The 16,471-nt window shown below is 74.1% G+C and carries 14 protein-coding genes; 7 read left to right on the top strand and 7 right to left on the bottom strand.

All coding sequences use genetic code 11. From position 1 onward, the window contains the following. The first annotated feature begins 254 nt into the window (after window positions 1-254). Window positions 255-1,106 (top strand): siderophore-interacting protein, encoded by an 852-nt coding sequence (locus G011_RS0104825; protein ID WP_019607499.1) that lies wholly within the window; start codon window positions 255-257, stop codon window positions 1,104-1,106. A gap of 164 nt (window positions 1,107-1,270) precedes the next feature. Here G011_RS0104825 and G011_RS0104830 read toward each other — a convergent pair whose 3' ends face one another. Continuing rightward, on the bottom strand, window positions 1,271-2,629 hold the full coding sequence (locus G011_RS0104830) for an NAD(P)/FAD-dependent oxidoreductase (RefSeq protein WP_026338025.1): 1,359 nt from the start codon (window positions 2,627-2,629) through the stop codon (window positions 1,271-1,273). Window positions 2,630-3,060: 431 nt separating this feature from the next. On the opposite strand from G011_RS0104830, the gene G011_RS0104835 reads away from it, so the two are divergent. Then, window positions 3,061-3,693, top strand: coding sequence for a trimeric intracellular cation channel family protein (locus G011_RS0104835; protein WP_019607501.1), 633 nt, complete (start codon window positions 3,061-3,063; stop codon window positions 3,691-3,693). On the opposite strand, the gene G011_RS0104840 is transcribed toward G011_RS0104835, so the two are convergent. Beyond that, entirely contained in the window at window positions 3,648-4,616 is a 969-nt protein-coding gene (locus G011_RS0104840; protein WP_019607502.1) for a LysR substrate-binding domain-containing protein, read from the bottom strand. The genes G011_RS0104835 and G011_RS0104840 overlap by 46 nt on opposite strands. 101 nt (window positions 4,617-4,717) lie before the next feature. On the opposite strand from G011_RS0104840, the gene G011_RS0104845 reads away from it, so the two are divergent. From G011_RS0104845 to G011_RS0104855, 3 genes are all read left to right on the top strand, one after another. Next, window positions 4,718-5,641 (top strand): serine/threonine dehydratase, encoded by a 924-nt coding sequence (locus G011_RS0104845; RefSeq protein WP_019607503.1) that lies wholly within the window; start codon window positions 4,718-4,720, stop codon window positions 5,639-5,641. A gap of 148 nt (window positions 5,642-5,789) precedes the next feature. After that, the gene (locus G011_RS0104850; RefSeq protein ID WP_019607504.1) at window positions 5,790-6,461 is read left to right on the top strand and encodes a 1-acyl-sn-glycerol-3-phosphate acyltransferase; all 672 of its coding nucleotides are present in this window, start codon (window positions 5,790-5,792) and stop codon (window positions 6,459-6,461) included. A gap of 100 nt (window positions 6,462-6,561) precedes the next feature. Next, on the top strand, window positions 6,562-7,056 hold the full coding sequence (locus tag G011_RS0104855) for a metallophosphoesterase (protein WP_013152885.1): 495 nt from the start codon (window positions 6,562-6,564) through the stop codon (window positions 7,054-7,056). Between the two features lie 194 nt (window positions 7,057-7,250). On the opposite strand, the gene G011_RS0104860 is transcribed toward G011_RS0104855, so the two are convergent. Beyond that, a complete protein-coding gene (locus G011_RS0104860; protein WP_196808486.1) occupies window positions 7,251-8,336 on the bottom strand; it encodes a sodium:calcium antiporter in 1,086 nt (361 codons plus the stop codon). Then, window positions 8,337-9,992, bottom strand: coding sequence for an IS200/IS605 family accessory protein TnpB-related protein (locus G011_RS0104865; protein ID WP_019607506.1), 1,656 nt, complete (start codon window positions 9,990-9,992; stop codon window positions 8,337-8,339). Between the two features lie 453 nt (window positions 9,993-10,445). Between G011_RS0104865 and G011_RS0104870 the strand changes: the two genes are divergently transcribed. Together G011_RS0104870 and G011_RS0104875 are read left to right on the top strand one after the other, a co-directional pair. Next, complete coding sequence (locus G011_RS0104870) at window positions 10,446-11,351, top strand: manganese catalase family protein (RefSeq protein ID WP_013152883.1); 906 nt, start codon at window positions 10,446-10,448, stop codon at window positions 11,349-11,351. Window positions 11,352-11,771: 420 nt separating this feature from the next. Further along, entirely contained in the window at window positions 11,772-12,527 is a 756-nt protein-coding gene (locus tag G011_RS0104875) for a DUF2071 domain-containing protein (protein ID WP_019607507.1), read from the top strand. 321 nt (window positions 12,528-12,848) lie between these two features. On the opposite strand, the gene G011_RS0104880 is transcribed toward G011_RS0104875, so the two are convergent. Genes G011_RS0104880 through G011_RS0104890 form a run of 3 tightly spaced genes read right to left on the bottom strand, consistent with a single transcriptional unit; the run spans window position 12,849 to window position 16,431 of the window. Beyond that, complete coding sequence (locus tag G011_RS0104880; RefSeq protein ID WP_019607508.1) at window positions 12,849-14,942, bottom strand: xanthine dehydrogenase family protein molybdopterin-binding subunit; 2,094 nt, start codon at window positions 14,940-14,942, stop codon at window positions 12,849-12,851. Then, complete coding sequence (locus G011_RS0104885; RefSeq protein ID WP_019607509.1) at window positions 14,939-15,931, bottom strand: xanthine dehydrogenase family protein subunit M; 993 nt, start codon at window positions 15,929-15,931, stop codon at window positions 14,939-14,941. Before G011_RS0104885 ends, G011_RS0104880 begins: the two co-directional genes overlap by 4 nt. Continuing rightward, window positions 15,928-16,431, bottom strand: coding sequence for a 2Fe-2S iron-sulfur cluster-binding protein (locus G011_RS0104890; RefSeq protein ID WP_019607510.1), 504 nt, complete (start codon window positions 16,429-16,431; stop codon window positions 15,928-15,930). Before G011_RS0104890 ends, G011_RS0104885 begins: the two co-directional genes overlap by 4 nt. Window positions 16,432-16,471: the final 40 nt, after the last annotated feature.

Raw genomic sequence — 16,471 nt, forward strand, 5'->3', positions numbered from 1 at the left:
GCGTGGCCGACCGCCCGCGGCGGAGGCGGGCCCGGGGCCGCAGGCGCGGGCTCCGGCCCCGATCTGACCACCCCGCACGCACGAGCCGGTCCCACCCCGGGGCGGGCTGCCGCAGCCGCCCGGCGGGGCGTAGCGCGACGATCGGTCCTGATTCGGGTTCCACCGGGGCTCAGGTTTTGCCCTGGTGCGTCCCCGTGCCTTACGGTAAGTCCTACTTAGGTTTACCTAACTCACCCCGGAAGAAAGAGGGCGCCGTGGCACAGCGGCAGGGACGGGCCAGGACCGTCCACACCGGAAGGGTCGAGGCGGTCGAGCAGATCACCCCGCACATGGTCAGGGTCGTCCTGGGCGGGGAGGGCCTGGACGCGTTCTCCACCGACGGGCACACCGACAGCTACGTCAAGCTGCTCTTCCCCCCGCCCGCGCCCGGCGACCCCGAGCCCTTCGACCTGGAGCGCGTGCGCGCCGAGCGCCCCCGCGAGGAGTGGCCGGTCACCCGTACCTACACCGTGCGCGACTGGGACGCCGAGGCCCGGCGGCTCACCCTCGACTTCGTCCACCACGGCGGCACCGGACTGGCCGGGGTGTGGGCGGCGGGCGCCAGGCCGGGCGACCGGCTGCGCCTGATGGGCCCCGGCGGCGCCTACTCCCCCGACCCCGGCGCCGACTGGCACCTGCTGGCCGGGGACGAGAGCGCCCTGCCCGCCATCGCCACCGCCGTGGAGGCGCTGGCCCCGGACGCCACCGCCCACGTGTTCGTCGAGGTCGGCGGCCCCGAGGACGAGCTGAAGCTGGAGGGCGGCCCGGGCGTCCAGGTGCACTGGCTGCACCGGGGGGACGAGGCCGTGGGCTCGGTCCTGGTCCCCGCCGTGCGCGCCCTCGACTTCCCCGCGGGCCGTGTCCACGCGTTCGTGCACGGCGAGGCCGCCTTCGTCCGCGACCTGCGCCGTCTGCTGCGCGTCGAGCACGGCCTGCCCAAGGAGCAGCTGTCGGTGTCGGGCTACTGGCGCCTGGGACGCGACGAGGACGGCTGGCAGTCGAGCAAGGCCGAGTGGAACCGGGGTGTGGAGGCCGAGGAGGAGGCCGCCCTGGCGGGGAGGGCCTGACCTTCCCCGCCGGGCGGGCCCGCGCCCCGGTGCGCTCCGCCTCCGGAGAGGTCGGCGCCTCCGCGTCCCCGATACCCCTGGTCTCCCCCCCGGGGCGTCCGCGTCCCGGGGCCGCGGGCACCGGACGGCGTCCGGCCTCCCCGCCGGACGCCGGTGCCGCCACCTCACATTTCGAGGTTCTCCAAAGCGATGAGGTAGGCCTCGTTGTACGTGGGGAACTGCGGGATCGAGTCCAGCAGCGCCGCGACCGGCAGGCCGGTGCGGATCGCCAGCGCCGCGGTGTGGATCCACTCCGAGGCCATCGGGGAGAACGCCCACGCGCCCACCAGCACCCCGCGGCGGCGGTCGGCGACCAGTCCCAGGGTGCCGCGCGGGTCGGTGTCGTAGGTCCAGGGCCGGGCCAGGGTCTGGGGCAGGTCGGCCTCGGCGGTGGCCGTGTCGATCCCCTGTTCCCGCGCCTCGGCCTCGGTGAGCCCCACCCCGGCGATCTCGGGGTAGGAGAAGATCACGCGCGGCACGCCGGTGTAGTCGGCGGCCCGGTCCTTACCCAGGATGTTGTCGGCGACCACGCGCCCCTGGTACTTGGCCACGTGCGTGAACAGGGCCCGGCCGGTGGCGTCGCCGACCCCCCACAGCCCGGGCGCGGCTCGGCAGCGCTCGTCCACGCGCAGGCCGGCGCGGTCCAGCTCCACCCCGATCTCCTCCAGCCCCAGGCCGCCGCCGCGGGGGCGGCGGCCGGTGGCGAGCACGATCACGTCCGCCTCCACCTGCTCGCCGTTGTCCAGGGTCGCGCGGATCCCGTCCCCGTCCCGGGCCACCGCGGAGACCTGGGTGTTCAGGTGCACGGTGACGCCGTCGCGGTCGAACTGGTCGCTGATCAGCTCGCACAGGCGGGGTTCCTCGCGGTTCACCAGGCGCGGGCCGCGCTGGACCAGGGTGACCTGGGAGCCCATCCGGGCCAGGAACTGGCCCAGCTCCACCCCCACGGCGCTGCCGCCGACCACGACGGCCCGGCCGGGCACGTCGGTGAGGGTGGTGGCCTCGCGGTTGGTCCACACCACGGAGGGGTCCAGGTCGTCCAGCCCCTCGATCGGCGGGCGCACCGCCTCCGAACCGGTGGCCACGACGACGTGGTCGGCGGTGAGTTCGGTGTCGCCCACCGCCACCCGCCACGGGTCGCGGCCGATGACGCGCCCCTCGCCGCGCAGCACCAGGGCGCCCTGGTCCCGGTACCCCTGGACCTGCGCGGAGTCGTCCAGGTGGCGGATCATCTGGTCCCGGTAGTCGCGCAGCTCGGGCCAGCGCAGGTCCGGGCGGGAGACCCCGGCGGCGCCGTCGGCCTCCTGGCGCACCTCCGGCGGGCGCAGCAGCACCTTGGTGGGGATGCAGGCCCAGTAGCCGCACTCGCCGCCGATGAGTTCGCGCTCGACCACCGCCACGCGCTTGCCGGCGGCGAGCAGCCGACTCGCGACGGTCTCACCGCCCGGCCCCATTCCGATGACGATCGCGTCCATGTGTTGCATGTGTCCTCGTTCCGCCCGGGTCCCGGTCACCCCCGATGGTGTCGCCTGCCCGTGTTCCGGGGAAGTCCCGACACGCCGTCATTCTCCGGGTTCGCGCGGTCCGGTCCGGTCCGGACCGGGGACGGCGTGACGGCGGGGAGCCCGACGGGCCTCGGGGCCACACGCGCCACCGCGCCGACGGGGTGTCCCTCCGCCCGGAGCCCGGGCGCGGGCACCCGCCCCGGGCCGGGACCGGGGCGCCGACGCGCGGACCGCTGGTGTCCACACGCGCCGCCCCCAGGGCGGGAGAGCGCGTGCCCGCACGCGGAACCTCTGTACGGCGCGTCACAGCACCCACGCGCGTCACACGCGTCCCGGACGTGGTGGAATAGCCGATCGGCCCTTTGGGCGCCGCCCCGTCCGGAAGGAACCGCCGTCCCCGGCGCACGCGCATGTCCACGCAGACCCTGATCCTCGCCTTGGACCTCGTCGGCATCCTCGCCTTCGCCGTCGACGGGGCGCTGACCGGCATCCGCACCGCGCGCCTGGACATCGTCGGCGTCCTGGCCCTGGGCGTGGTGACCGCCCTGGGCGGCGGCGTCATCCGCGACCTGCTGCTCGGCGTGACCCCGGCGACCTTCCAGGACTGGCGCTACATCTGCACGGCGCTGCTGGGCGCGACCGCCGCGTTCTTCCTCAGCAGGCAGCTCACCCACCTGAACCGGCCCATCCTCGTCTTCGACGCGGCCGGGCTGAGCCTGTTCGCGGTGATCGGGGCGACCAAGGCCCTGGAGCTGGGTTTCGGCCCCCTCCAGGCCACCCTGCTCGGCGTCGTCACCGGGGTGGGCGGCGGCACGATCCGCGACGTCCTGCTGAACCGGGTGCCGACCGTGCTGAGCGCCAACTCGCGCCTGTACGCCGTCCCCGCCCTGCTGGGCGCGGGCCTGGTCGCCGTCGCGTACTGGGCGGGCCTGACCTGGGGCTGGATCGCCGTGGTGGGCGCGGTGCTGTGCTTCACCGTGCGGCTGCTGGCGCTGCTCTACCGCTGGAACGCACCCAGCCCGCCGGGTTCGCCTCCGCTGTGAGTCCCGCCCGCCTCCCCGGCTCCGCCCAGCGCCCGGGACGCGACGCCGCGCAGGAGTTCGACCATGGCCGGGACGGGCTCGGGCGGGCGGCGCCGGTGCACGGCGTAGATCTCGCGGGCCAGGCGGGTGCCGCGCAGCGGACGGCTGACCCAGCCGCCCCGGCGGTCCGAGCGCAGGATGCTCAGCGGGACCAGGGCCACCCCCACCCCGGCCTCGACCAGGGCCAGGGCCACCTCGTAGTCGCGGGTCTCGTAGGCCACGTTCAGGCTCACCCCGGCGGCAGCGGCGGCGGTGTCCAGGCTGATCCGGTTGTAGATGCCCGGGGCCCCGCAGATCCATTCCTCCCCCGCCAGGTCGGCCAGCGCGACGTCGCGGTCGGCCAGGGCGTGGCCCTCGGGCACGACCGCCAGCAGCGGGTCCACCAGGACGCGTTCGCGGTGCAGGCCCCCGGAGCGCGGCAGGGGCACGCCCGGGTAGCGGTGGGTCAGGAGCAGGTCCAGGTCCCCGGAGGCGACCAGTCCGTACCCGCCCGGGGGCTCGATGTCGGACAGCGACAGCCGCACCTGGGGGTGCTGGCGCCCGAAGGCGGCCAGGGTGGCGGGCAACAGGACCTTGCCCGCGCTGGCGAAGGCCCCCAGGGACAGGCGGTCGGGCGGCTCGCCCGCCACGGCGCGCACGGCGGCCTCGGCGTCGCGCAGCTCCCCCAGCACCCGTTCGCCGTGTTCGAGCAGGACCCGGCCCGCCTCGGTGAGGGTGGCCCCGGTGCGGCCGCGTTCGACCAGGGTGCAGCCGACCTCGCGCTCCAGTTTGGTGAGCTGCTGGGACAGGGCGGGCGGGGTGAAGGACAGGCGCTCGGCGGCCGCGGCGATCGAGCCCGCGTGCGCGATCTCCACGAGCACCCGCACCCGGTTGGCGTCCAGCACGGCGGTCCTCCTTTCACACAAAGCCAGGTACAAAGTTTCGCTTAACGATCTTTAGCAGACCCAACTTTAAGTTAATGGCCGGTAGGGGCACAGTGGGCTGTATGAGCACCACGACCGCGCACGCCGCGCCCACGGCCACCGACGTCCGTGCCGCCGCCGAACGCATCGCCCCCTACGCCCGCCGCACCCCGGTCATGCACGCCGAGGTGGACGGGCGTCCGCTGACGCTCAAGCTGGAGCACCTCCAGCGCACCGGGGCGTTCAAGCTGCGCGGCGCCCTCAACGCCCTACTGGGCGGGGAGGCCACCGACCGGGTGATCACCGCCTCCGGCGGCAACCACGGCCTGGGGGTGGCCACCGCCGCCCGCCTGCTGGGGGTGCGCGCGACGGTCTACGTCCCCGAGTCGATCCCGGAGGCCAAAGCGGCGCCGCTGGCCGCCACCGGCGCCGAGATCGTCAGGGTGGGAGAGCACTACGCGGTGGCAGCCGAGGCGGCCCGCGCCCGCGCCGAGGCCGAGGGCGTGCGCTACCTGCACGCCTTCGACGACGCCCTCGTCGTGGCCGGTCAGGGCACGATCGGACTGGAGATCGCCGCCGACGCGCCCGAGTGCGACACCATCGTCGTCGCGGTGGGCGGCGGCGGGCTGGTGGCCGGGGTGCGCCTGGGCGCGGAGGGGCGCGAGGTCGTGGGCGCCGAACCCGAGGGCTGCGCGAGCATGCACGCCGCGATGGCCGCCGGGCACCCCGTGCAGACCCCCGTGGACTCGGTGGCCTCCTCCGCGCTGGGCGCGGCCACCCTGGGACGGGTCCCCTTCGAGGTGCTGAGCGCCCACCCGGTGACCCGGGCCCTGGTGAGCGACGCCGAGATCCTGCGGGCCCAGGACCGGCTCTGGGAGGAGTTCCGCATCGCCACCGAACCGGCCGCGGCCGTGCCCTTCGCCGCCTGGCTGGCGGGGCGCGTCCCCGGCGAGCGGCCGTGCCTGGTGGTGTGCGGGGCCAACGCCGAGTGGCGCCGCGCCGACTGAACCCACAGGAACCCGCACGTCACGGGCCTGTTCCGCCCACCCTCCCGGCGTGGTGACCTGGAACACTCTCCTCGTGGCCGACCCGTTGTTACCCACGGGTCGGCCTTACATTGGACTCCGTCATCCGACCATTGGTGAGGGAGAACACGTGTTCTACGGTGCTTTGCGGCAGACGGTATCGGTACTCGCCCGTACCCTGTGCCGTCCGACCGTCGAGGGCCGTGAGAACGTCCCCGCCGACGGAGCGGTCCTGCTGGCCAGCAACCACCTGTCCTTCATCGACAGCGTGATCATCCCGCTGTCGGTCACCCAGCGCCGGGTGCGCTTCCTGGCCAAGTCCGACTACTTCGAGGGGACCGGTATCAAGGGGCGCGTGACCAGGACCGTGTTCTCCTCCCTGGGCGCCATGCCGGTGCAGCGCCGCGACGCGCGCGGGGCCATGCTGTCCCTGGAGATGATGCTGGAGCGCCTGAACGAGGGCGAGGCCTGCGTGATCTACCCCGAGGGCACCCGCTCACGGGACGGGCGCCTGTACCGGGGCCGCACCGGCGTGGCCCTGCTGGCGATGGAGTCCAAGGCCCCGGTCGTGCCGGTGGCCGTGGCCGGAACCCAGGACGTGCAGCCGGTCGGCGCCTCCATGCCGCGCCCGCGCCCCTACAGCATCCGCTTCGGCGAACCGCTGGACTTCTCCACCGGCTACGACCACCTCGCCCCGGGCAAGGCGCGCCGGGAGATCACCGACCGGATCATGGACTCCATCCACGCGCTGTCGGGTCAGGAGCGGGCCAAGGGGTACAACTCCCTCGGCGCCGACGAGTGACCGGAGCGCGTCCGCGCGGGTGAGCGGGCGGGCACGAGCGGCACAGCGACCCGCGCGCGAAGGCGCCCGGCCGACGCCCGCGTCGCCTACGCTTGCGCGCATGCGTGTACTGATCGTGTCCGACACCCACATCCCGCGCCGCGCCCGCGACCTGCCCGAACAGGTGTGGCGCGAGGTCGACCGGGCCGACGCGGTGATCCACGCCGGGGACTGGTGCGACCTGGCCAGTCTGGAACGCCTCGACGCGCGGGCCGAACTCCTGGTCGGCGTCCACGGCAACAACGACGGCGCGGACCTGCGCGAGCGGCTGCCCGAGGTCGCCCGCGCCACGCTCGGCGGGGTGCGCTTCGCGGTCGTGCACGAGACCGGCGACGCGCGCGGGCGCGAGAAGCGCTGCCAGGAGCGCTTCCCCGACTGCGACGTGCTGGTGTTCGGGCACTCCCACATCCCGTGGGACACCACGGCCCCCTCCGGTCTGCGCCTGCTCAACCCGGGTTCCCCCACCGACCGGCGCAGGCAGCCCCACCACACGTACATGACGCTGGTGGCCGAGGACGGGCGCCTGGACGGGGTCCGGCTGCACCGGGTGGGCTGAAGGAGGAGGCCCCCGGCCCGCGCCGCAGGAACGGATCCGCTGGGGGCTACCGCGCCCCGCCCCCAGGAGCGGATCCGTTGAGGAGGGGTACCGCGCCCCGCGACGCAGGAGCCGCCCCGTCCAGAAGGGACACCGCTACCAGTACCGGAGGCGTCCCGCTCGGAACGGAGCCCGCGCCGGGGGCGCGGACGGCGTCAGAACGTGAGCACGCCGAGGATTCCCAGGTAGAGCACGATCAGCAGCACGCCCTCGAATCCGATCCGGCCCCAGCCCTTCGTCTGGCGGATGATGAGCCCGGCGAGCAGGACCACGGTCATCAGCAGCGCGCCGACGGTGAGGAAGAGTTCGTCGGCGCTGGCGGCGTGGTACAGCGAACCCCCGCGGTAGAAGACGTCGCCCACGGCCACGTTGAGCGCGTCCAGGCTGTTGCCGCCGATGATGGCGGACACCGCCAGGGTCATCGCGCCCCGCCGGACCGCGGCGACCGCCGCGACCGTCTCGGGGATGGCGTTCACCGCGCCCATGGCCACGGCGCCGACGAACCCCGCGCTGAGCCCGGTGGAATCCACGATCACGCCCGCCGCCTCGGCGAGCGCCCATCCGCCCACGGCCACCACGGCGCCCACCGCGAGGAAGCGCACCCACAGCACGCCCGTGCCGGTGCCGTCCTCCTCGTCGGTGCCGTCGTCGTCGGGGACGTCCACCACGGTCTCCCGGGTGCGCACGGCCCGCCACATGGGCTGCTCGTTCTCCTGCCTGATCAGCCAGAGCCCGCCCATGTAGAAGGCGATCATCCCGACCGAGGCCGGGTGCACCCCCAGGAGCGTCACGTCCGGGCCCAGCGCGGTGAGCACGACCACGGACAGCAGGCCGATGAGCAGGCAGCAGAAGAGCAGGTTCGCCGAGGAGGCGGCGGCGTGCTCCAGGTTGGCGCGCCGGTAGAAGAAGTCGGCCACCGCCAGCGCCAGCGTCTGCGCGGCGATGCCCCCGACCGCGTTGCTGTAGGCCAGTCCGGGCTGGTCGCCGACGGCGCTGACCGCGGTCATCACGATCCCCGACAGGGACGTGGCCAGTCCGAAGAAGACCGCACCGAAGACCGCCTCGCCCCAGCCGGTGCGGTCGGCCAGGACGTCGCCGAGGGAGGTCATCCGAACACTGGCCACCACGGTCACCGCGGCCACCAGGACGAAGATCGCGACGCTCCACCCCAGCGGCCAGGGGGGAGATAAAGCCTCCAGCATGTCCACCTCTTCCTTCTGTTGTGCTTTGCGGACCGGCATCTACCGTTCCTCAACAGTGTCCAGGAGTGGGTCTTGGACCCACACCTGTGCCACTGGCACGTCCCCAACGGTGTTGGACGCGCTGGTTCTCCGCGTTCTCGCTGTCCCCGCCCGGCGACGTGCATCGCGTGCACGCTCCTTGACGGGGCGGCGGAGTTCCTCACGCCCGGAACTACCCAATGCGGCCTGGATGATCCGATGCCCCACACCATCACTCCGGTGGTGTGGGGGCGGTGCCGTCCGTCGCCGGACCGGGTGGCCCTGGGCGCGCCGCCCGACCGCGATGCTGGCCGCATCGTGCCGGGAGACCTTCCTGGTTGTGGTGGTCAGGGGTTGTTGCCAGTGTTGGGCGCCCCACCGGGAGGTGTACGCGGGGTCCACGGCGATGACCGACACCCCCAGGGCGTGGGCCATCGACACCAGCCGGGACCGCAGCCGTGCGGTGGGAAAACCGCTGATCAGCTGCCGGAACTTCTTACGGCGTCCGTGCTTTTCCCGGGTCTTCTCGCGGGCGAAGTCCAGGTCCTCCACGGCGATGACCCGCACACCGTGTGCGGTGGCCCAGCGCAGCAGCCGGGACAGGGCATGGCGTACCTGGGCGTCCCGGTGGGAGGCGCTGCCGGACAGGTCGAACTCAAAGCGGTGCGGGTTCCCGATTGGGTTGCCGTGCACGTCGAGTCGCCAGGCGGCCAGGTGGTCGGCGTTGGCGTCCACCCCCACCACCCCGTGGGCCAGCGCCGCTTGCATAGGCAGGGCAGGCACCGCCTGTGGGGTCCAGGACGCGGTCACGTACCACCGGCCCCGGCCGGTATCCAGGTGGAGGCGGTAGGCCACCGCCCCATCAGCCTCGACCCGATCAGCCCACTCCGCACCCCGGTGAGCGAAGGCCACCCGGCCCGAGAGCACATACCGACCACGGGGCGCGTTGGCCAGGTGCGCCAGCGGGGCGGGCAACCGGATACTGACCTGCCCCTCAGGGGTGATGCGGATGGTTTCGTTGCCGTGGCGTTTGCCGGACTCGCCATCAGCTTGGAGGAGGAAGCGGGCGGCCTCCCACCGGGCCCGCCACTGGGCCTGAGAGAGTCCAGCCCGGTCCAGGTGGTGACGGGTGTTCAACAACCGTTTGCCACCGCGCACCACAGGCACCCGCCCCGCCTCCCAGTCCGCCACCTGTGCCGCGTGACGGTCCTCAAGGGCGGCCAGGCGTCGGGACTTGGCGTGCCACTCCTGGCGACAGGCGTACCCGCCCGGCGCGCCCCGGGTGCCCGGGGTTTTGAGGGGTTGGGACAACCGGTGGCGCAGGGTGTCGATCCCCGCCTGGAGGCGGTGCAGGTGGGCGAGTTGGCTGCGGCGGGCCAGCGCCCACTGCTCGTTGGAGGCCCTGGTGATCGCCCCCGCCCACCGAGACGAGGACTCAGGGGTCAACTCCCGTTTACGAGCCGCCCAGGAGTCCTTGTCGTGGCCGGTGCCGTCCGCGCACCGGGCGGCCAGGTCCGTGGAGGCGAGCGATCCCAGGTGCGCGCCCACGGCCCGCAGCACCGCCTCGTCCCATGGCGTGAGGCCCTTGAGTCGATCACGCACGCTCACCCCGGTCGGAGCAGGAGCCAGGAACGGGTCGGCGATCGACCGCAACCGCCGCATGCCGGTACCTAACATCCCTTCCCACCTCCCAATCCTGCCGGTTTCGTCTCTGTGTTCGAGACGACCGTAGCCAGGGCCGAGGGTGCTTGTCCGGAGAATCGGCGAACTCCTCGGACAGACTTTCATCGGCGGGCCCTCTACCGGGGTGAGGGCACACCACACACCGCTTTCAACAGCAGCAAGTGATCGCTCCTGTGCCCTCATATGCGTTCGAGTCGCTTCCCGAACCAACAGCTAACAACCCTTTCCTCGTACGGCAAACCCGGACGAGCCCGGCCGGGCGGACGCGGGCGGGCCGCCGCAGGAAGGGGCGTCGGCCGAGCGGCCGGGGGCGGCAGGCGCGGGTACACGGGCGGGTACACGGAAAGGCCAAATCCCCTCCAATCACCGTTACCGGACGGAGGCCCCGGGTAGCCGGAGTCGGAAGCACGCAGTGCGACGGCCACATCCCCCAGTGATGAGGTGAACATGTTCCGGCACACCAAACACCTGCAGTTCGAGGCCAAGCCCGAGGCTCCCGACGCGCTCTACGCGGCCAAGCTCCAGGAGCTCATCGGCGGCGCCTACGGCGAGATGACCGTCACCATGCAGTACCTGTTCCAGGGGTGGAACTGCCGCGTCGAGGGCAAGTACAAGGACCTGATCATGGACGTGGCCACCGAGGAGATCGGCCACGTCGAGATGCTCGCCACGATGGTGGCGCGCCTGTTGGAGGGCGCTCCGGCCACCACGGTGGCCAAGGCCGTCAAGGACCCGGCCGTGGCCGCGGTCGTGGGCGGGATGAACCCGCAGCAGGCCATCGTCGCCGGCGGCGGCGCCGTACCGGCCGACTCCGGCGGCACGCCCTGGAACGGCAAGTACATCGTGGCCAGCGGCAACCTGCTGGCCGACTTCCGCGCCAACGCCGCGGCCGAGGCCCAGGGCAGGCTCCAGACCGCGCGCCTGTACAACATGACCGACGACCCCGGCGTCAAGGCCATGCTCCAGTTCAACCTGGCACGCGACACCGTCCACCAGAACATGTGGCTGGCCGCGATCGAGGAGCTCCAGGAGGACGGCATGGAGGGCGAGATCGCGCCCAACGCGCTCTTCGACGAGGAGAACCAGGAGCACGCCAACACGATCTGGGGCCTGTCGGACGGCACGGCGGCCGCCAACGGCGGCTGGTCGCACCGGCCCGCGCCGGACGGCCGCCACGAGCTGCGCTACCTCGACCAGCCCCAGCCGCTCGGCGGCCCGGCCTCCGCGCCGCCCCCGGACCCCGCGCTGTACGGGACCGACGGCGGCCCCAGCGGCGAGGGCTCGGTCAAGGGCCCGTCCAAGGCCACCAAGGGCGAGGGCTTCGTGGACAAGCTCAAGGACACCCTCGAATAACCGGAACCGCCTGCCCGCCCGTCCCGCTCCGCGCGGGGCGGGCGGTCCCGTGTCCGGGGGTGTCCGCGGTGGGGGCCGTGCCCCGGTCGGACGGAGCGGCGCGGGTGGGAAGGAGACGAGGTCCCGGCCGCGCGGGCGCGACCCCGGCGTCCCCGGCCCGGGCGGCGGTCGAGGGACCGCAGCCCGCAGGCGTGGCCGCGCCCCGGCGCCGTAGGCGGAGCCGGGCCCGCCCACACCCCGCACGCCGTACGACGGAGCCGCATCCCGGCCCCGCGGCACGGACGGCGCAGGAGGCCGCTCTCCCGGACACACACGGACGGGGCCGCGTCCCGGCACGGACCGCACAGGCGTAGGCTCGCCCGGAACACGGATGCCGCCGCCCGTACCCGACCAGTGGGGGAAGCGTTGCAGAGAAGGCGAGTGAGCACGGACCGGCGGCCCCTGCCGCCCTTGGACCCGCCTCCCCTGCCGGGGCCCGCGCCGCTGTACCAGGGGTGGCGCAACGCCCTCTTCGTGCACTGGGCCGTCCCGCCCGAACGGGTGGCGCCGCTGCTGCCCGAGCACACCCGACCCGACGTGCTGGACGGGACCACCTACGTCGGACTCGTGCCCTTCCGCGTTCCCTACACCACGGCCGCCGGGGTTCCCGTAGGCGGGTTCGGCGAGGTCAACGTGCGCCTGTACTCGGTGGACGGGTACGGCCGCCGGGGCGTGGTCTTCCTGTCCATGGACGCCGACTCCGCGCACAACGTCCTGGCCGCCCGAGCCCTGGTGGGCGTGCCCTACATGTGGTCGGACGTGTCCCTGTACGCGGGCGGCGACGGCGTGCACGTGGGCGCGGTACGCCGCCGCCTGCCCCTGGGCGGGGCCCGGGGACGGTGGCGGGCGACCGTCGGGGAGCGGGTGGAGCACGAGTCCCCGCTGGAGCGCTTCGTGACCGCGCGCTGGGGCTTGCACACCAGGCGCGCGGGGCGCACGTGGTGGATCCGGGTGGCGCATCCGCGCTGGCCGCTGTTCCGCGCGCACTCCTGGGCCTACGAGGGCGACCTGCTCCGGGCGGCGGGTGTGCGCCTCGACGACCCGGAGCCGGTGTCGGTGCTGTGGTCGCCCGGTGTGGACACCGGGGTGTGCCCCTCGCTGCTGCCCGCTCCCCGGACGGGGCAGCTCCTGCCGTAGCGCTCGCGCCCACCGGGGGCGGGCGCTGCGGCTGGCCCCTCCGACGGTCGGCGCCCACCGCGCCGAGGGGCCCGCGGCCACCGTCGTCGGGATCGGCGGGCCCGGCACGGACGGCCTCGCCGGATACCCGCTCGGCCCGGTCGCTCCCCCGCGGGCCTTGGCCCCGGACGAGGCGCGAAGGGCTCTCGCCCGCCGCGTCCGCGAGCCGGAGGAGGACGACGCGGACGGACCCCTCCCGTGAACCGCGCCTCCCGACCCTGGCGGCCCTGCCGGGGCGTGCCCGGTCGTGGTGCGCCCGCGCGGGCGCACCACGACCGGCCGTCACCGCAGGAGCTTGTCCGCCGTGACCGGCAGGTCCCGCACCCTGATCCCCGTGGCGTGGTGGACGGCGTTGGCCACCGCCGCGGCGGACCCCACGATGCCGATCTCGCCCGCGCCCCGCGACCCCATGGGGGTGGCGCGGGGGTCCTCCTCGTCCAGCCACTCCGCCCGCAGGTCGCCCACGTCGGCGTTGGTGGGGACGTGGTACTCGGCGAAGTCGCCGTTGGCGATGTGGCCGTACCGCGGGTCCCGGAAGCTCTCCTCGTGCAGCGCCATAGACAGGCCCATGACCATCCCGCCGAGGAACTGCGAGCGCGCCGTGCGCGGGTTGACCACCCGGCCGATGGAGAACAGGCCGTACATGCGTGGCACCCGGACCTCGCCCGTGTCCGCGTTCACCCGCGCCTCGGCGAAGTGCGCCCCGAAGGAGTAGACCGAGTACGACTCGTCCACGGTGTCCTCCGCCCCGCTGCCCTCGGCCTCCGCGCCCGGGGCCGGGGAGTCCCCGTGCCGGTCGCGGAAGGCCCGGGCGGCGGTCACGATGGCCGTCCCCCAGGAGCTGGTCCCGCTGGATCCGCCCGCGACCGAGGCCGACGGGAAGGCGGTGTCGCCGATGCGCAGCCGGATGTCGGAGGCGGGCAGGCCCAGCGCGTCGGCGGCGATCTGGGTGAGCGCGGTCCAGGCCCCGGTGCCGATGTCCACCGCGCCGATGGACACCTCGTAACGGCCGTCCCGGCCGTAGCGGACGCGGGCCACCGAACCGGGGTTGAACAGGTGCGGGTAGCTCGCCGAGGCCACGCCGGTGCCCACCAGCCAGTCCCCCTCCCGGCGAACCCCGGGCCGGGGGTCGCGCTCGTGCCAGCCGAAGCGCTCGGCGCCCTCGCGCAGGCACCGCACCAGGCGCCGGTCCGACCACGGGGAACCGCTCTGGGGGTCGGTCTCGGGCTCGTTGCGCACACGCAGCTCGACGGGATCGACGCCGCAGGCCTGGGCGAGTTCGTCCATGGCGGCCTCGGCCGCGTACATCCCCGGGGCCTCGCCGGGGGCGCGCATCCAGAAGTTGACCGGCACGTCCAGGGGCGCGATCCGGTGAGTGGTGCGGCGGTGGGGCGCGGCGTACATCCACCGCGAGCACATCGCGCTGTTCTCGGTGAACTCCTTGATCCTGGCGGTCTGCTCCACGGAGTCGTGGACGACCGCGGACAGGCGCCCGTCGCGGTCGGCGCCCAGGCGCACCCGCTGGATGGTGGGTGTGCGGTAGCCCACCAGGCAGAACATCTGCTGGCGGGTCAGCGCGAACTTGACCGGCCGCCCGGGCAGGGCGCGGGCGGCCATCGCGGCCAGGACGTCGTGCGCGTGCGCCTCCCCCTTGGAGCCGAAGCCGCCGCCCACGTGGGGCGCGACCACCCGGACCCGTTCGGGGTCGAGCCCGAACACCCCGGCCACGGACGCGCGGACCACGTGCACGCCCTGGGTGGAGTCGTAGAGGGTGAGGTCGCCGGTGGCCTCCTCCCACAGGGCCGTGGTGGTGTGCGGCTCCATGGGGTTGTTGTGCTCGGTGGGCGTGCTGTAGGTCTGGTCGACCACGACCTCGGCGGCGGCCAGGGCCGCGTCGGGGTCGCCCTGCTCGGTGTCGGAGGCGGGGCCCTCGTCGTCCTCGCCCACGGGCCGGTAGAGGTCCCGGTGGTCGGCGGTGAGCACCACGTCGTGCGCGGAGCGCTCGTAGTCCACCTTCACGAGTCCGGCCGCCTGGCGGGCGGTCTCGGGGGTGTCGGCCACGACCGCGGCGACGAACTGGCCGTGGAAGGACACCTCGCGGGACTGGAGCACCGCGAACTCGCGGTCCTCGGTGTCGGCGAGGCGTTCGGCGTTGTCCGGGGTCAGGACGGCGCGCACACCGGCCAGGGCCTCGGCTGCGGAGGCGTCGACCGCGGTGACGCGCCCGCGCGCGACGGTGGACAGCACCGGGTGCAGGTACAGGGGGTCGGCGAGCGGGTGCTCGTAGGCGTAGGGCGCCCGTCCGGTGACCTTGTCGGCGCCCTCCAGGCGGGTCAGCGGCTGGCCCATGGCCCGCGCGTCCAGCGTCCCGGTCATCGTGCCTCCTCGGCGGTCAGGTCGCGCAGGGTCGCGGTCAGGGTGTTGACGGCCATGGGGACCTTGAAGGCGTTGTCCGGGCCGGTGGCGGCGTCGGCGAGTTCGGCCCGGGCGGCCTCGCGGAAGGCCTCCTCGGTGGCCGGTCCGCCGCGCAGCGCCTCCTCGGCGCGGCTGGCGCGCCAGGGCGCGTGCGCCAGGCCGCCGAAGGCCACGCGCACGTCCTCGACGGTGCCGTCCACCACGCGCAGCGCCGCGGCCACCGACACCAGGGCGAAGGCGTAGGAGGCGCGGTCGCGGACCTTGCGGTAGGCGGAGCGGGCGGCCAGGGGCAGGTGGGGCAGGTCGACGGCGGTGATGAGGTCGCCGTGTTCCAGGACGGTGTCGCGCTGGGGTTCGTCCCCCGGGAGGCGGTGCAGGCCGGGCATGTCCACGGTGCGCTCCCCGGCGGGGCCCAGCACGTGGACCCGGGCGCCCAGGGCGGTCAGGGCGACCGCCATGTCGGAGGGGTGGGTGGCCACGCAGTGCTCGGAGGCGCCCAGGACGGCGTTGTAGCGGCCGTAGCCCTCGATCGCCGAGCAGCCCGTGCCGGGTTCGCGCTTGTTGCAGGGCATGGCGGTGTTCTGGAAGTACACGCACCGGGTGCGCTGGAGGAGGTTGCCGCCCGTGGTGGCGGCGTTGCGCAGCTGGCCGGAGGCGCCCGCCAGCAGGGCCTGGGAGAGCACGGGGTAGGCGCGGCGGATGCCGGGGTGGGCGGCCAGGTCGCTGTTGGGCACGGCGGCGCCCACGCGCAGGCCGCCGTCGGGCAGTTCCTCGATCCGGTGGCTGAGCAGGTCGCGCACGTCCACGAGGGAGGTGGGCTCGGCGATGCCGAGCTTCATGTGGTCGACCAGGTTGGTGCCCCCGCCGATGTAGGAGGCCCCGGGGTCGCCCGCGACCGCGGTGACGGCCTCGGCGGCCCCGGCGGGGCGGGTGTAGTGGAAGGGTTTCACTGCGCGGCCTCCCGGATCGCGGCGACGATGTTGACGTAGGCGCCGCAGCGGCACAGGTTGCCGCTCATGCGCTCGCGGATCTCGTCGTCGTCGAGGCTGACCGGCGCTCGGAGGTCCTCGGTGACGTGGCTGGGCCAGTCGGCGGCGGCCTCCTCCAGCATGCCCACGGCCGAGCAGACCTGGCCGGGCGTGCAGTAGCCGCACTGGAAGCCGTCGTTGTCGACGAAGGCGCGGGCGACGGGGTGCAGCTGTCCCTCCTCGGCGAGTCCGGCGGCGGTGGTGACGCTGGCGCCGTCGTGCGCGACCGCGAAGGTCAGGCAGGACACGACGCGGCGGCCCTCCAGCAGGACCGTGCAGGCCCCGCACTGGCCGTGGTCGCAGCCCTTCTTGGGCGAGGTGACGCCCAGCCGGTCGCGCAGCGCGTCCAGCAGGGTGGTGCGTGTGTCGACGGTGAGTTCGCGTTTCTCCCCGTCGACGTGCAGTGTGATCGTGGCCTCCACCGGCAGTGCCCTTCCTCGTGTGTGGGTCGGTGTCCTGCGC

Source organism: Nocardiopsis sp. CNS-639 (assembly GCF_000381685.1).
Taxonomy (GTDB): Bacteria; Actinomycetota; Actinomycetes; order Streptosporangiales; family Streptosporangiaceae; genus Nocardiopsis; species Nocardiopsis dassonvillei.

Excerpts from the sequence above, each read along its gene's own strand:
- G011_RS0104865 (WP_019607506.1), bottom strand. The coding sequence starts at position 9,992 with ATGTTAGGTACCGGCATGCGGCGGTTGCGGTCGATCGCCGACCCGTTC.
- G011_RS0104855 (WP_013152885.1), top strand. The coding sequence starts at position 6,562 with ATGCGTGTACTGATCGTGTCCGACACCCACATCCCGCGCCGCGCCCGC.
- G011_RS0104835 (WP_019607501.1), top strand. The coding sequence starts at position 3,061 with ATGTCCACGCAGACCCTGATCCTCGCCTTGGACCTCGTCGGCATCCTC.
- G011_RS0104860 (WP_196808486.1), bottom strand. The coding sequence starts at position 8,336 with ATGCCGGTCCGCAAAGCACAACAGAAGGAAGAGGTGGACATGCTGGAG.
- G011_RS0104845 (WP_019607503.1), top strand. The coding sequence starts at position 4,718 with ATGAGCACCACGACCGCGCACGCCGCGCCCACGGCCACCGACGTCCGT.
- G011_RS0104830 (WP_026338025.1), bottom strand. The coding sequence starts at position 2,629 with ATGCAACACATGGACGCGATCGTCATCGGAATGGGGCCGGGCGGTGAG.
- G011_RS0104880 (WP_019607508.1), bottom strand. The coding sequence starts at position 14,942 with ATGACCGGGACGCTGGACGCGCGGGCCATGGGCCAGCCGCTGACCCGC.
- G011_RS0104870 (WP_013152883.1), top strand. The coding sequence starts at position 10,446 with ATGTTCCGGCACACCAAACACCTGCAGTTCGAGGCCAAGCCCGAGGCT.